This is a genomic window from uncultured Methylobacterium sp. (genome assembly GCF_964242245.1).
Lineage (GTDB): Bacteria > Pseudomonadota > Alphaproteobacteria > Rhizobiales > Beijerinckiaceae > Methylobacterium.
Map to the genome: position 1 here is coordinate 10675 of NZ_CAXTBY010000065.1, position 12017 is coordinate 22691.

15 protein-coding genes and 2 pseudogenes are annotated in these 12017 nt (G+C 72.3%); 4 read left to right on the forward strand and 13 right to left on the reverse strand.

Annotated elements, in window-relative coordinates:
• From ACFE8Y_RS13920 to ACFE8Y_RS13945, 6 genes and pseudogenes are all read right to left on the reverse strand, one after another.
• Positions 1-140: pseudogene (locus ACFE8Y_RS13920) on the reverse strand (XdhC family protein); the annotation flags it as partial.
• 2 nt (positions 141-142) lie between these two features.
• Entirely contained in the window at positions 143-466 is a 324-nt protein-coding gene (locus ACFE8Y_RS13925; protein WP_375464981.1) for an XdhC family protein, read from the reverse strand.
• Between the two features lie 158 nt (positions 467-624).
• Positions 625-1491 (reverse strand): NAD(P)-dependent oxidoreductase, encoded by an 867-nt coding sequence (locus ACFE8Y_RS13930; protein ID WP_375464982.1) that lies wholly within the window; start codon positions 1489-1491, stop codon positions 625-627.
• Between the two features lie 84 nt (positions 1492-1575).
• A complete protein-coding gene (locus tag ACFE8Y_RS13935) occupies positions 1576-2988 on the reverse strand; it encodes an ATP-binding protein (RefSeq protein ID WP_375464983.1) in 1413 nt (470 codons plus the stop codon).
• The gene (locus tag ACFE8Y_RS13940; protein ID WP_375464984.1) at positions 2985-3698 is read right to left on the reverse strand and encodes a response regulator; all 714 of its coding nucleotides are present in this window, start codon (positions 3696-3698) and stop codon (positions 2985-2987) included. Before ACFE8Y_RS13940 ends, ACFE8Y_RS13935 begins: the two co-directional genes overlap by 4 nt.
• Positions 3699-3890: 192 nt before the next feature.
• Positions 3891-4829, reverse strand: coding sequence for a 2-hydroxyacid dehydrogenase (locus ACFE8Y_RS13945; RefSeq protein WP_375464985.1), 939 nt, complete (start codon positions 4827-4829; stop codon positions 3891-3893).
• A 184-nt stretch (positions 4830-5013) separates the two neighbouring features.
• Between ACFE8Y_RS13945 and ACFE8Y_RS13950 the strand changes: the two genes are divergently transcribed.
• Together ACFE8Y_RS13950 and ACFE8Y_RS13955 are read left to right on the forward strand one after the other, a co-directional pair.
• Positions 5014-5409: a VOC family protein gene (locus tag ACFE8Y_RS13950; protein ID WP_375464986.1), complete on the forward strand. Its 396-nt coding sequence runs from the start codon at positions 5014-5016 to the stop codon at positions 5407-5409.
• Between the two features lie 35 nt (positions 5410-5444).
• Positions 5445-6032: a histidine phosphatase family protein gene (locus ACFE8Y_RS13955; RefSeq protein WP_375464987.1), complete on the forward strand. Its 588-nt coding sequence runs from the start codon at positions 5445-5447 to the stop codon at positions 6030-6032.
• 3 nt (positions 6033-6035) lie between these two features.
• On the opposite strand, the gene ACFE8Y_RS13960 is transcribed toward ACFE8Y_RS13955, so the two are convergent.
• The 4 genes from ACFE8Y_RS13960 to ACFE8Y_RS13975 form a co-directional block, all read right to left on the reverse strand.
• Complete coding sequence (locus ACFE8Y_RS13960; RefSeq protein ID WP_375464988.1) at positions 6036-6752, reverse strand: hypothetical protein; 717 nt, start codon at positions 6750-6752, stop codon at positions 6036-6038.
• Between the two features lie 64 nt (positions 6753-6816).
• On the reverse strand, positions 6817-7818 hold the full coding sequence (locus ACFE8Y_RS13965; protein WP_375464989.1) for a nickel/cobalt transporter: 1002 nt from the start codon (positions 7816-7818) through the stop codon (positions 6817-6819).
• The gene (locus ACFE8Y_RS13970) at positions 7809-8471 is read right to left on the reverse strand and encodes a DUF1007 family protein (protein ID WP_375464990.1); all 663 of its coding nucleotides are present in this window, start codon (positions 8469-8471) and stop codon (positions 7809-7811) included. The genes ACFE8Y_RS13965 and ACFE8Y_RS13970 overlap by 10 nt, the downstream gene beginning before the upstream one ends.
• 181 nt (positions 8472-8652) lie before the next feature.
• Positions 8653-8997, reverse strand: a complete 345-nt coding sequence (locus tag ACFE8Y_RS13975; RefSeq protein ID WP_375464991.1) for a hypothetical protein — start codon at positions 8995-8997, stop codon at positions 8653-8655.
• A gap of 175 nt (positions 8998-9172) precedes the next feature.
• On the opposite strand from ACFE8Y_RS13975, the gene ACFE8Y_RS13980 reads away from it, so the two are divergent.
• Together ACFE8Y_RS13980 and ACFE8Y_RS13985 are read left to right on the forward strand one after the other, a co-directional pair.
• Entirely contained in the window at positions 9173-9355 is a 183-nt protein-coding gene (locus ACFE8Y_RS13980) for a hypothetical protein (RefSeq protein ID WP_375464992.1), read from the forward strand.
• A gap of 96 nt (positions 9356-9451) precedes the next feature.
• On the forward strand, positions 9452-10069 hold the full coding sequence (locus ACFE8Y_RS13985) for a GNAT family N-acetyltransferase (RefSeq protein ID WP_375464993.1): 618 nt from the start codon (positions 9452-9454) through the stop codon (positions 10067-10069).
• 137 nt (positions 10070-10206) lie between these two features.
• On the opposite strand, the gene ACFE8Y_RS13990 is transcribed toward ACFE8Y_RS13985, so the two are convergent.
• The 3 genes and pseudogenes from ACFE8Y_RS13990 to ACFE8Y_RS14000 all read right to left on the reverse strand — a co-directional run.
• Positions 10207-10935: an amino acid ABC transporter ATP-binding protein gene (locus ACFE8Y_RS13990; RefSeq protein WP_375464996.1), complete on the reverse strand. Its 729-nt coding sequence runs from the start codon at positions 10933-10935 to the stop codon at positions 10207-10209.
• Between the two features lie 156 nt (positions 10936-11091).
• On the reverse strand, positions 11092-11784 hold the full coding sequence (locus tag ACFE8Y_RS13995) for an amino acid ABC transporter permease (protein ID WP_375464994.1): 693 nt from the start codon (positions 11782-11784) through the stop codon (positions 11092-11094).
• Positions 11784-12017, reverse strand: a pseudogene (locus ACFE8Y_RS14000) (amino acid ABC transporter permease); the annotation flags it as partial. The gene ACFE8Y_RS13995 and the pseudogene ACFE8Y_RS14000, both read right to left, overlap by 1 nt.

Genomic DNA, 12017 nt, shown 5'->3' on the forward strand with positions numbered 1-12017 from the left:
AGGGGATCGGCCAGGGGATCGGCGGCGATCTCGGCCGCGCGCACCACGCGCTGCGCCCCGTCGGCGATGTCGGTGACGAGGATCGCGGCGCGGCGGGCGGCGCGCTCGGCGTTGAGGAGGGCCAGGGTCTCGGCGCGCACGCTCAGTCGACCCGCTCGACGAACACGCGGATACGGCCACCGCAGGAGAGCCCGACCCGCCACGCGGTCTCGTCGGCGACCCCGAACTCGATCACCCGCGGCCGTCCGTCCGCGATCGCGTCGGCGGCCTCGGTAATAACCTCGCCCTCGACGCAGCCGCCGGAGACGGAGCCCTGGAAATTGCCGTCGCCGTCGACGACGAGGTGGCTGCCGACCGGGCGCGGCGCCGAGCCCCAGGTCTCGATCACGGTGGCGAGCGCCACAGTGCGGCCGTCGCGCCGCCAAGCTTCGGCGGTGGCGAGGATGTCGGCATCGGTGGAGATCATGGTGCGCCTTCGCGGCCCGCGCCGAGGCCCTTCCAGCTCAGGAAAGCCCCGACGCGTGAGGTATGGCGTGGCGAGCCGGACGCAAGACGAGGCGCGCCGCGTTCGCCGGACGGCCCGCGGTCGCGCCGGTACCCGCCGCGCTCCTCGGCGTCAGGCCGTCAGCGACCGCTGCGCCGGGCCGCGACGGTGGCGAGCGCCGCGAAGTCCTTGTCGCCGGCGCCGTGGGCGATCGCGTCGATGAGGTTGTCGCGCAGCACGCTGGCGAACGGCATCGGCACGTTCGCGGCCTCCGCGGCGGCGAGCACGAGGCGGATGTCCTTGGCGCCGAGCCGCAGGGTGAAGCCCGGCGGCTCGTAGCGGTTCTCGGCGATCAGCGCGCCGTAGCCCTTGTAGACCGGGGAGGCGAACAGGGTGCCGGTCAGCATGGCGAGCAGGTCGCCGGCCGGGACGCCGTGCCCCTCCGCGAAGGCGGCGGCCTCGCCCATGGCCTCGATCGCCGCCACCAGCATGAAGTTCCCGGCAAGCTTCACGGCGTTCGCGCGCTGGGGCTCGGGCCCGAAGCGCCACGTCTTCGTCCCCATGCAATCGAGGAGCGGCGCGGCCCGGTCGATCGCGGCGGCGTCACCGGCGGCGATGATGTTGAGGGTGCCCGCAGCCGCCGCATCGGGCCGGCCGAACACGGGCGCGCCGATGTAGGCGATCCCGGCGCGGGCGTGGATCGCCGCGAGGTCCCCGGCCAGCGCCACCGAGATCGTGCTCATCGACAGGTGCATCGAAGGCCGCGCGTCGCGGTCGAGCAGGCCGCCCTCGACGATGACCGCGCGCAGCGCCGCGTCGTCGGCGAGCATGGTGATCGCGGCGTCCCCCGCGAACGCTTCCGCGGCCGTCCCGACGGGGATGGCGCCGGCGATGTCCCGCGCGGTGTCCGGCGAGCGGTTCCACACCCGAACGCGGTGGCCCGCGCTCACGAGGGTCGCGACCATGCCGCGGCCCATGCGGCCGAGTCCGAGGAATCCGACATCCATGTGCGTTGCTCCATCCTGGCGACCGTCGCCGCGATGATCAGCGGCATCAACGCGGCAGCCGGCGATCGGACCCGTCGGGAACCGTCATTCCGCGGGCTGGACGGTCCGCGACGCCGCGCGCTCCGGAGCCTGGACCGGCGCGGCACGGGCTGCGAGCGGAAGATCGATGCCGGCGCAGAGGCCGCCCTGCGGTCCGCTGACCAGGCTGAGGCGGCCCTGATGCGCCTCGACGATGGCCAGCACGATCGACAGGCCGAGGCCGAAGCCGTTCGCCTCGTTGTGGTTGCGCGCCCGGTCGCCCCGCACGAAGGGCTGGAGCATCGCCTCGCGCTCGCCCGCGGGAATGCCCGGACCGTCGTCGCGGACCTCGATCCGCACGCCGCGCGCCGTCGCCTCCATGCCGACGCGGGCGCTGCCGCCGTACTTGACCGCGTTGTCGACGAGGTTGGTGATCGCCCGCTGCAACTCGTCCGGCCGCCCGAGGACGAGGGCGTGGCGGCTCCCCGTGACCGCCACGTCCGCGCCGATGTCGGCGAATCCGTCGCAGACGGTCTGCACGATGGAGGCGACGTCGACGAGGGCCTTGGTGTCCCCGTCCCGGCCCTGTCCGTCGCGGACGAAGGAGAGGGCCGCCTCGACCAGGGCGTTCATCTGGTCGAGGTCGCGCAGCATCATGGCGCGGGCGGGCTCGTCGTCGATGAACTCTGCCCGCAGGCGCAGGCGGGTGATCGGGGTGCGCAGGTCGTGACTGATCGCGGCGAGCATCTGGGTTCGGTCGTCGATGAGGCGGCGCACGCGGCCGCGCATCCGGTCAAGCGCCCGCGAGACCGCGATCACCTCCTGCGGGCCGACCTCGGGCAGGGCCGCATGGTCGTCGCCGGTGCCGAAGGCCTCGGCGGCCCCGGCGAGGCGGGCCAGCGGTGCCGTCAGCGCCCGGGTCGCCCAGACAGAGAGCAGGATCAGCGTCAGCGCGAGGAAGAGGACGCTGAAGATGATCGCGCCCTCGCGCGGGGGTCGCAACGGATCGTCGGGCAGGGTGGCCTGAAGGAGCGCACCGTTCGACGTCGCCAGTCCGAGGCGCAGGCGGCCCGAGCCGCGTGCCTCGGGGTCGGTCAGGTCCGCAATCGTCAGGGGCTGCGCGAAGCCCTCGCGCAGCCGCCGGATGACCGGCACGACCGGCCGGGAGGCGGCATCGTCGGCTGGCGCGAGCGCGGCCGCGTCCCAGGGGGCGAGTTGCAGGGCCGGCAGGGCGCGGGCGGCGCCGGCCAGCAGCGAGGCCCGCTCGTTCGGCGCGGCCGCGTCGAGGAGGCGCGCGACCGTGGCGAGGCGGCCGACCGCGACGCCGGGGCGGTCGTCCGGGCGCCAGGGCTCGCGCAGCAGCACGAAGGCGGTGGTGGCGACGGCGTGCGCCACGACGATCGCGGCGATGACGAGCAGCGCGATCTGCCCGGCGATGCTGCGGGGGCGCAGGCGTGCCCTGAGATCGATCCGTCTCATGAGCGCGTCACCTCGGGCGTGAACAGGTAGCCGCCGGAACGGATCGTCCGGATGATCTCGGGGTTGCGCGAGTCGCGCTCGATCTTCTGGCGGATGCGGCTCACCAGCACGTCGATGCTGCGCTCGAACGGCCCGGCGCTGCGCCCCTGCGTCAGGTCGAGGAGCTGGTCGCGGGAGAGCACACGGCCGGGCCGCAGGCACAGGGCGTGCAGCAGATCGAACTCGGCCCCGGTGATGGCGATGCGCGCGCCTTCCGGGCTGAGCACTTGGCGCAGCGACACGTCGAGCGTCCAGCCGACGAAGTGCAGGCGGCGCACGCCGTCCACGTCGGGCGCCTCGCTCGCGGCGCGGCGCAGGATGGCGCGGATGCGGGCGAGGAGTTCGCGCGGATTGAAGGGCTTGGCGAGGTAATCGTCGGCGCCGATCTCCAGGCCGACGATGCGGTCGATCTCCTCGGACTTGGCCGTGAGCATCAGGATCGGGACGGCGGAGGCCGCGCGCAGGCGCCGGCACAGGCTGAGGCCGTCCTCGCCCGGCAGCATCAGGTCGAGGACGATCAGGTCGACGCGGGCATCGGTGAGCGCGCGGTCCATCTCGGCGCCGTCGCCGGCCAGCGTGACGCGGCAGCCGTTGCCGCGCAGGTAGCGCGCGACGAGGTTGGCGATCTCGCGGTCGTCCTCGACGATCAGGATGTGCGGGTTGACGGTCATCGGCGGCGGTCCTTAACGGACGTGGCCGGCTCTTATGCCTCGCCGAGGCGCACAATCGAAGATGCGCGCAGGCCTCCGAATTGTAACGCGGTGTTTCCGCTCAGGACTTCGGGAGATGCGCGAACCGGCAGCGCCCGGCCGGGCGGCGATGGACGACAGCTTGGTTCTCGTCAGGCGATCGCGTCCCGGCGGTCAGTAGCCGCGCTGCCGGTCGATGCCTGCCGGACACAGTCCCGTACGGCGGAAGGCGGCGACCGCCGCGGCGACGACCGCCGCGGCCGACGCCCGGCTGGTCGGCGCGGCGACGTGGGGCAGCACCGTCACGCCCGGGTGCGACCACGCCGGGTGGTCGGCGGGCAGCGGCTCCTGCTCGAACACGTCGAGCACCGCGTGTCCGACCTGTCCCGCGGCCAGGGCCTCCAGCAGGTCCACCTCGACGAGGTGGGCGCCGCGCCCGAAGTTGATGAGGTAAGCGCCCGGCGCCAGCCGCGCGAAGGTGCTCGCCCGCAGGATGCCGCGGGTCTCAGGCGTCAGCGGCAGCAGGTTCACCAGGACCTGCGCGCCGTCGAGGGCGTCAGTCAGGCCCTCTTCGCCGGAGAAGATCGAGACGCCGGGAACCGGCGCGCCCGACCGGCTCCAGCCCCGGACGGGGAAGCCGAGACTTACGAGCAGCTCGGCTGCGGCACGCCCCATCTCGCCCAGGCCGAGGATGGTGATGGGGCGCCCCGTCGCCGGCTGGAACGGGTGCGGGATCCAGGCGCGGCGGCGCTGCTGCGCGGCGTAGACGTGCAGGCCGCGATGCAGGTGAAGCACGCTCGCCGCCACCGTTTCCGCCATGGCGCGGGCCAGCATCGGATCGACGAGGCGCACGAGCGGAACGGGCGGCATCGTCGCGTCCTGCAGGAGGCGCTCGACGCCGGCCCAGAGGCTGTGGACCCAGTGCAGGGCCGGGAGGTCCCGGAGCGATCCCGCGGGCGGGTTCGCCACGACCGCGATCTCGACAGTGGTTCGATCGGGATGATCGGCGGCCGTCGCGATGGTCTCGCCCGGCATCGCCCGGGCCAGGGCGCGGCGCCAGCCGGCCTCCTCGTCCGGCGGGAGGCGGGTGACGAGGAGAAGGGGTGCCGGCATCGGGGTTACGCTCCCTGGGTTCGATCGGTCGACGACGAACCGGCATTACCGGTCCCGCGGCCTGCCGGCCATCGGCGCGATCCGCGAGGCAGGGATGCCGACAGGCGCGCGCCGACGGGCTTTCCCTCGGCGCTCCGCCGCGCCACATCCGCCCGACGATCGGACACGCAGTCGTGAGGGAAGAATGGCCAAGCCCGTCCATGCGATGATCCGCGTCCTCGATGAGGCGCGCGCGACCACGTACTACGCCCGCGCCTTCGGCCTCGCGATCGCCGACCGCTACGATTTTCCGGACTTCACCCTGATCTACCTGCGCGACCCGGCCTCGCCGTTCGAACTCGAACTGACGGTGAACAAGGACCGCGCGGCGGCCTACGACCTTGGCGACGGCTACGGCCATGTCGCCTTCACGGTGGACGACCTCGCCGCCACGCACGCGCGCTTCACGCGCGAGGGCCTGCCCGCGACGGCGGTCAAGACGCTCAAGCACGGCGACAGCGAACTCGCGACGTTCTTCTTCGCCACCGATCCTGACGGCTACAAGATCGAGGTGATCCAGCGCGGCGGGCGCTTCGCCTGACGCCTCCCATCCAACCCAGCGAGACCCCGACAGGTATGACCGGCCCCACCCGCATCGTCTGCATCCGCCACGGCGAATCCACCTTCAACGCCGCCCATCGCGAGACCGGCCGCGACCCCGGCCACCTCGACGCCCGCCTCACCGCCCGCGGCCAGGGTCAGGCGCGGGCCGCGCGGGCGGCGCTGGAAGCGATCCCGTTCGACCTCGTCGTGACCTCGCCGCTAACCCGCGCGATCGAGACGAGCGCGATCCTGTTCGGCGCGCATCCGGCATCGCCGAAGATCATGGTCGAGGTGCTGCACCGGGAATGCCAGGAGAGCAGTTGCGATGTCGGCCGGGCGGCCTCGGAGATCGCAGCCGAGTTCCCGCACCTCGATGTCGGGCACCTGCCCGAGGTCTGGTGGCACGCGGAGGACGGCCTCGCGGCCGACGGCTACCCGGTGGAGCCGCGCCGGCTGTTCGACGGGCGCGTCGCGGCGTTCCGCGACTGGCTCCGGGCCCGACCGGAGACGACCATCGCGGTCGTCGGGCACGGCACCTTCTTCTTCCACCTCACGGGGGTCTGGCTCGACAACTGCGAGACGGTGGAGCTCGACCTCGCGGCTGAATCCGCGGCCGCCTGAGCGTCAGGCGTCGACCATCCCGCGCGCCGCGTCGAGCCGGCTTCGCGCCGCGACGAGGTCGATGTCCGGAGCCTGACGGCCGATGCGCAGCGCCGCATCGAGAATCGCGGCGGCGCGCTCCCAGGTGCCGGAGGCGAAGGCGGCGGCGCCCTCGGCGATCTCGGCGGCGCAGCGCGGGTCGTCGGCGGCTCGGATCGCGGCGGTCGCCGTCCGAGCCACCGCCGCGGCGAGCGCGCCCGCGCGCCAGTCCCGACGCAGCGCCGCCGCCTGCGCCCGGGCACCGCCGCGCCACGCGGCCGCACGGGCGGCAGCGAGCGCCTCTGGCAGAACGGAGGCTTCCGCGCAGCGCGCGGCGAGATCGGGCAGCCCGGCGCGATCGAGCAGCGGCGGCAGCAGGCCGCGGATGCTCGCGAGGGCCAGGAACCGGGTCCGCTCGGCCTCGACCATGGACGTATCCGCCGAGCCCGAGAGGCGCAGGACGAAGGCCATCAGCCGGTGGCGCTCGCGATCCGGCATCGCGTCGTTGAGGCCGAGCGCGTAGGCGCTGAGGGGCCGTGAGAAGCACGGCGGGCAGTCGGCGCTCGCGCGGATCGCGCGGTAGGGCAGGCCGGCGGCGACGAGCGCCGCCTCGTTGATGCAGGTGCCGCCGTCCGGTCCCGGGAAGGGATGCGAGCCGGCGAGCAGCCGCCAGTTCAGGATATGATCGAACCCCGTCGTCATGCACGCCCTCGCTCCGCGACAAGGGCGAGCGTGGCACGCCGGCCGCGAAATGGCGAGGGTACGATCAGACGCCGAGGTCGAGGGCGAGGCCGAGCAGCATGGCGAGGCCGAGCACCAGCACGAAGGCCCCGGCCAGCAGTTCCAGGGCGCCGACGGCGAGCGTCCCCGCCTGCCCGCGGCCGCCGGCGAGGCGCAGGGCGGCACCCTTGGCGAAGACCGCGAGGCTCGCGAGCGCGCCGGTGGTGAGCGTGGTGCCGAGCGCCATGGCGAAGGTCGCGACGACGCCCGCCGCCAGCATGCCCCGCGACGCGGAGAAGACGAGGATCAGCACCGCCCCGGCGCAGGGCCGCGAGCCCGCCGCGAGCACGACGCCCGTCCGCTCGCGCCACGTGTCGAGGGATGCGAGCGCGCGGGCGTCAGCGAGGCGGGCGTGGCCGCAATCGGGACCGCAGGCGGCGGGTGAGCCCAGGGCGGCGAGCCGCCCGGCCTTGCGCCACGTCAGCGCGAGGCCGAGGAGCGCGACGAGGGCGAAGCTCGCCGTCTCGATCGTGTTGCCGGCCCGCGTCATCCCGGCGGCGGTGGCGCCGAGGACGAGGCGCCCGGCACCGACGATGGCGATGGCGACGAGCGCCTGGAGCATCGCGGCGGCAAAGCTCAGGCCGAGCCCGCGGCGCAGCACCCGCTCCCCGGCGACGAGGTAGCCGGCGATCACCGCCTTGCCGTGGCCGGGCCCGGCGGCGTGGAACACGCCGTAGGTGAAGCCGAGGCTCACCACAGGTCCCCAATCGCCCCCGCCCTCCAGGCCGGCGACCGCGGCCTGGAGGTTGCGGGAGAAGCTCGCCTGGATCGCCAGCAGCCAGCCGCCGAGGCCCGCCGCCGACGGAGCGGCCTCGCGAAACCCGACGCCGAAGGGCGAGCGCGGCGGCGGCGCGGCGAAGCCCGGCGCGACGAGCCAGACCAGGCCAGAGAGCACCAGCATGGCCACGAGGATCGCGCCCACCATCAGCACCAGCCGGGACGACAGGCGGGGCCCGGACGAGGGACCGAGGGCGGCGCCTACGGACACGCGACGATGATCCGGTTGGCGAACTGGATGCCGTAGGTGGAGGCGGCGGTCAGCGCCTCGAAGAATGCCTCGCTCATGCCGGGCTTGCCCGTATCGACCGTCTTGGTCTCGGGGGTCTTGGGCCGGGTCACCGTCGTGGCGCAGCCTGGGGGAGCGCCGGACAGGCGCGCGGTGTCGGGGGCGTCCGAGAGGGCGAAGGCGACGAAGTAGGTCGGATCGTAGACCTCCAGCGCCAGCACGCCGTGCTCCTGAGCGGCGGGGGTCTTCAGCGGCAGCAGGAAGCTGAGGGTGAGCGCGTCGCCCTCCATGGCCATCCGCGGCTCGGTCGGGGTCGCGAAGGCCTGCGCCTTGCCGCCGACCTTCAGCTTGGTGAAGTAGGCGGATTCGGCCAGATTCGCGGTGTTCTCGGCGGCGAGGCCCGCCAGTTCGTCCCGGCTGAGCTTGCCGTCGCCGTCGGCATCGAGCCCCTGGGTGACGAAGGCGGAATACGCCGCGTCGAACGCCCAGACGTGGCGGATGGCGACGACCTTGCCGGCCGCGTAGGCGATCTCGGCCTTCGTCGCGACCCAGACGTGCGGGTGAGCCAGGGCCGGCGCGGCGGCGGGCACCAGCACCGCGGCGAGGCAGAGGGAGCGGAGCGCGGCGTTCGGCATGGTGCGGGCGGACGCTCGCGGTTCGTGGTGAAGGACCCGTTAACGATCGGCGGTCCGCGTTCTCGGCCGTTCGTGGGGCAAAAGCGAGGCGTGTCCGGTGGGATGAGCAAACCCGGCGCCGCCTGCGCAACGCCGGGTTCGGACCCGAGGGCCCGTTCGTCGTGTCGGCTGAGGTGGCCGGCTACTCGGCGGAGGCGACCTCCACCGTGTCGCCCCGGCGCGAGAAGGCCACCGTGGTCTCGCGCCCGCTGGCGCTCAGCGTGCCGGGGACCGAGAGCGTCACGGTCTGGTTCGCGTTCAGCGTGGTGACGAGGCGCACTGCCGAGGACGCGCCGCCGTCGACGTTGACCGGAATCAGCGTCGCGACGACGCGATAACCGTCCGGCCCGGGGGTGTAGTAGATCGTGCCGCGGTAGGTGCCGAGTTCGACCGAGCTCGCCTTGGCGGGCTTCAATTCGACGGCGGAGGCGGACGCGACCGTCGCAAGCGATAGGGCGACGGCGAGGACGTAGGGGTGTGCGCGCATGGGAATGGCCTGTGCGGTTACTGTCCGCCGGGAGTGCCCGCACGGAGAACCGGTTGCACCGGGAGACCGCACGATGACGGTTCGTCCTTGCACTGCACAGCCTAGTTTGTGCAGTGCAAAAGTGCGCAAAACGCATAGCTTATGCGTCTAAACACACGAGACTGAATCATAACGCATGAAAGGCCGCGCGCTCGGGGCATATCGGATCCTCGCGGCGATCGCGGCCGAGGGCGGCGTGGCGACGACCTTGCTTCCGGTCCAGCTACCGGGCATCGGCACGGTGATGCCGGGCGAGCGGCTGAATGAGCGGACCAAGCCTCATGCTGGACGACGGCAAGATGTTCGCGTGCGCACGTGACCCGTTTCCCGGTGTCGGGACCGAGGCCCGGTGGATCGACCGGCGGGGCGGTCCCCACGCATCGATCCGCGCTTGCGCCCCGCGCGAGGCGCACTGATGGACGGCGTCTCGGGGACGGGGGCGCCCTGCCCCGACATCCTGATCCGGCCCTCCACTGAGGCGGATGTCGACGCGATGGTGGCGATCTACGAGCACCACATCCGCCGCGGCGTCGGTGACATCGGCGAGTACGAGGAGGAGCGCCTGCTCCCCGACGATCTGCGGCGCCGCCGCAAGGCGATGCGCAGGAAGCGGCTTCCCCACCTCGTTGCCGACCGGGCCGGGCTGATCGCGGGCTACGCCTACGCCGTGCCGTTCCGCAAGCGCCCGGCCTACCGCTACACCCTCAAGCACTCGATCTACGTCCACCCCGAGCACCTGCACGCCGGGATCGGCCGCCGATTGCTGCCGGCCCTGATCGAGGCCTGCGCGGCGGGCGGCTACCGCCAGATGATCGGCTACATCGATTCCGGGAACGAGGCCTCGCTCCGCCTGCACGAGGCTTGCGGCTTCGCCCGCGTCGGTTACCTGCCGGCGGTCGGGTACAAGTACGGCCGCTGGAGCGACAGCGTGATGGTGCAATGCCCGCTGGGCGCCGGCGCCGACGCGCAGCCCTCCACGTGGCGCAAGCCGGTGGAGGCGCCGATCGCCGGCCGTGCCTGGACAGGGACGTAGGATTTCCCGGGCTCCTTGGGGGCGGTGCCGCGAATCGGCATGGCGAACCGCCGCGGATGCGCGGCGTTGTCCGCCTCATTGGACCGCGGCGCCGCGTGCGCTGACGCCTCAACGGGCGCGCCGGCCCGTTCGCTGCCTCAATGCTGGAGGATCTTCGACAGGAACTGCTGCGCGCGTTCGCTGCGCGGCTGGCCGAAGAAATCCTGCTTGCGCGCATCCTCGACGATCTCGCCGCGATCCATGAAGATCACCCGGTCGGCGACCTTGCGGGCAAAGCCCATCTCGTGGGTCACCACCATCATGGTCATGCCTTCGCTGGCGAGCTGGACCATCACGTCGAGCACCTCGCCGACCATCTCGGGATCGAGCGCCGAGGTCGGCTCGTCGAACAGCATCACCACCGGGTTCATGGCGAGCGCGCGGGCAATCGCCACGCGCTGCTGCTGACCGCCCGAGAGCTGGCCCGGAAATTTCTTCGCGTGCGCGCTGAGGCCGACGCGGGAGAGCAGGTCGAGGCCGCGCTTGTGCGCGTCCTCCTTCGAACGCCCGAGCACCTTGCGCTGGGCCACCGTCAGGTTGTCGGTGATCGAGAGGTGCGGGAACAGCTCGAAGTGCTGGAACACCATGCCGACCCGCGAGCGGAGCTTGGGCAGGTTGGTCGCCTTGTCGACGACCTTGGTGTCGTTGACGGTGATCTGGCCCTTCTGGATCGGCTCCAGGGCGTTGACGCACTTGATCAGGGTCGACTTGCCCGAGCCCGAGGGGCCGCAGACCACGACCACCTCGCCCTTGGCAACCTGTGTGGTGCAGTTCGTCAGCACCTGGAAGTCGCCGTACCACTTGCTGACGCCGTCGATGGCGATCATCGTCGCCCCGGTCGCCGTCACGGGCGGCGGCGAGGTGAGCGGACCCGTCTGCACGCCGGCATTGGCCGGCGCCGCGGAGGCAGGTGCCACGGGGGTCGTGACGGTCGGAGCCGGCATCGGCGTGGAGGTCATGGCGCGGTCCTCGAGGATCGAACGTCAGCGGATGATGGCGACGCGGCGCTGGAGCCGCCGGACCAGGAATGAGGCCGAGAAACAGACGGCGAAGTAGACGAGCGCCGCGAACAGGTACATCTCGACGAGGCGCCCGTCGCGCTGGGCGACCTTCGAGGCCGCCCCCAGGAAGTCGGTCAGCGAGAGCACGTAGACGAGCGAGGTGTCCTGGAACAGAACGATGGTCTGGGTCAGCAGCAGCGGCAGCATGTTGCGGAACGCCTGCGGCAGGACGACGGTGCGCATCGTCTGCGCGTAGGTCATCCCCAGCGCGTAGGCCGCGCCGGTCTGGCCCTTGGGGATCGACTGGATGCCCGCGCGCATGATCTCGGAGAAGTAGGCCGCCTCGAACAGCGTGAAGGTGATGAGCGCCGAGGAGAAGGCGCCGACCTGCACCGGGCTCGACGCCCGCGTGACCCAGGCGCCGATGTAGGGCACCAGGAAGTAGAACCAGAAGATCACCAGCACGAGGGGCAGCGAGCGCATCAGCTCGACGTAGACCTTGGCGACGTGCTTCAGGCCAGGCACCCCGGAGAGCCGCGCCATCGCGATCAGGGTGCCGAGCACCACGCCCATGCCGGCGGCCAGCGCGGTGAGCGTCACCGTGAAGACCATGCCCTGCCCGAACAGGTAGGGCAGCGATCCGAGGACGACGCCGAAATCGAAGTTCGAGAACATCAGCGCTGACCGGGAACCGCCACGCCGCGCTCGAGCAGCGAGGCCAGCGTGATCACCACGAGGTTGATGAGGACGTAGAGCAGGGTCGCCGCGGTGAAGGCCTCGAACACCTGGAACGAGAATTCCTGCATCGAGCGGGCCCGCGCCGTGAGTTCGAGGAGGCCGATGGTGAGCGCGACGGAGGTGTTCTTGAGGTTGTTCAGGAACTCCGAGGTCATCGGCGGCAGGATGAT

Coding starts and splice junctions, on each gene's coding strand:
- ACFE8Y_RS13925 (WP_375464981.1), bottom strand. CDS start 466: ATGATCTCCACCGATGCCGACATCCTCGCCACCGCCGAAGCTTGGCGG.
- ACFE8Y_RS13930 (WP_375464982.1), bottom strand. CDS start 1,491: ATGGATGTCGGATTCCTCGGACTCGGCCGCATGGGCCGCGGCATGGTC.
- ACFE8Y_RS13935 (WP_375464983.1), bottom strand. CDS start 2,988: ATGAGACGGATCGATCTCAGGGCACGCCTGCGCCCCCGCAGCATCGCC.
- ACFE8Y_RS13940 (WP_375464984.1), bottom strand. CDS start 3,698: ATGACCGTCAACCCGCACATCCTGATCGTCGAGGACGACCGCGAGATC.
- ACFE8Y_RS13945 (WP_375464985.1), bottom strand. CDS start 4,829: ATGCCGGCACCCCTTCTCCTCGTCACCCGCCTCCCGCCGGACGAGGAG.
- ACFE8Y_RS13950 (WP_375464986.1), top strand. CDS start 5,014: ATGGCCAAGCCCGTCCATGCGATGATCCGCGTCCTCGATGAGGCGCGC.
- ACFE8Y_RS13955 (WP_375464987.1), top strand. CDS start 5,445: ATGACCGGCCCCACCCGCATCGTCTGCATCCGCCACGGCGAATCCACC.
- ACFE8Y_RS13960 (WP_375464988.1), bottom strand. CDS start 6,752: ATGACGACGGGGTTCGATCATATCCTGAACTGGCGGCTGCTCGCCGGC.
- ACFE8Y_RS13970 (WP_375464990.1), bottom strand. CDS start 8,471: ATGCCGAACGCCGCGCTCCGCTCCCTCTGCCTCGCCGCGGTGCTGGTG.
- ACFE8Y_RS13975 (WP_375464991.1), bottom strand. CDS start 8,997: ATGCGCGCACACCCCTACGTCCTCGCCGTCGCCCTATCGCTTGCGACG.
- ACFE8Y_RS13980 (WP_375464992.1), top strand. CDS start 9,173: ATGAAAGGCCGCGCGCTCGGGGCATATCGGATCCTCGCGGCGATCGCG.
- ACFE8Y_RS13985 (WP_375464993.1), top strand. CDS start 9,452: ATGGACGGCGTCTCGGGGACGGGGGCGCCCTGCCCCGACATCCTGATC.
- ACFE8Y_RS13990 (WP_375464996.1), bottom strand. CDS start 10,935: ATGATCGCCATCGACGGCGTCAGCAAGTGGTACGGCGACTTCCAGGTG.
- ACFE8Y_RS13995 (WP_375464994.1), bottom strand. CDS start 11,784: ATGTTCTCGAACTTCGATTTCGGCGTCGTCCTCGGATCGCTGCCCTAC.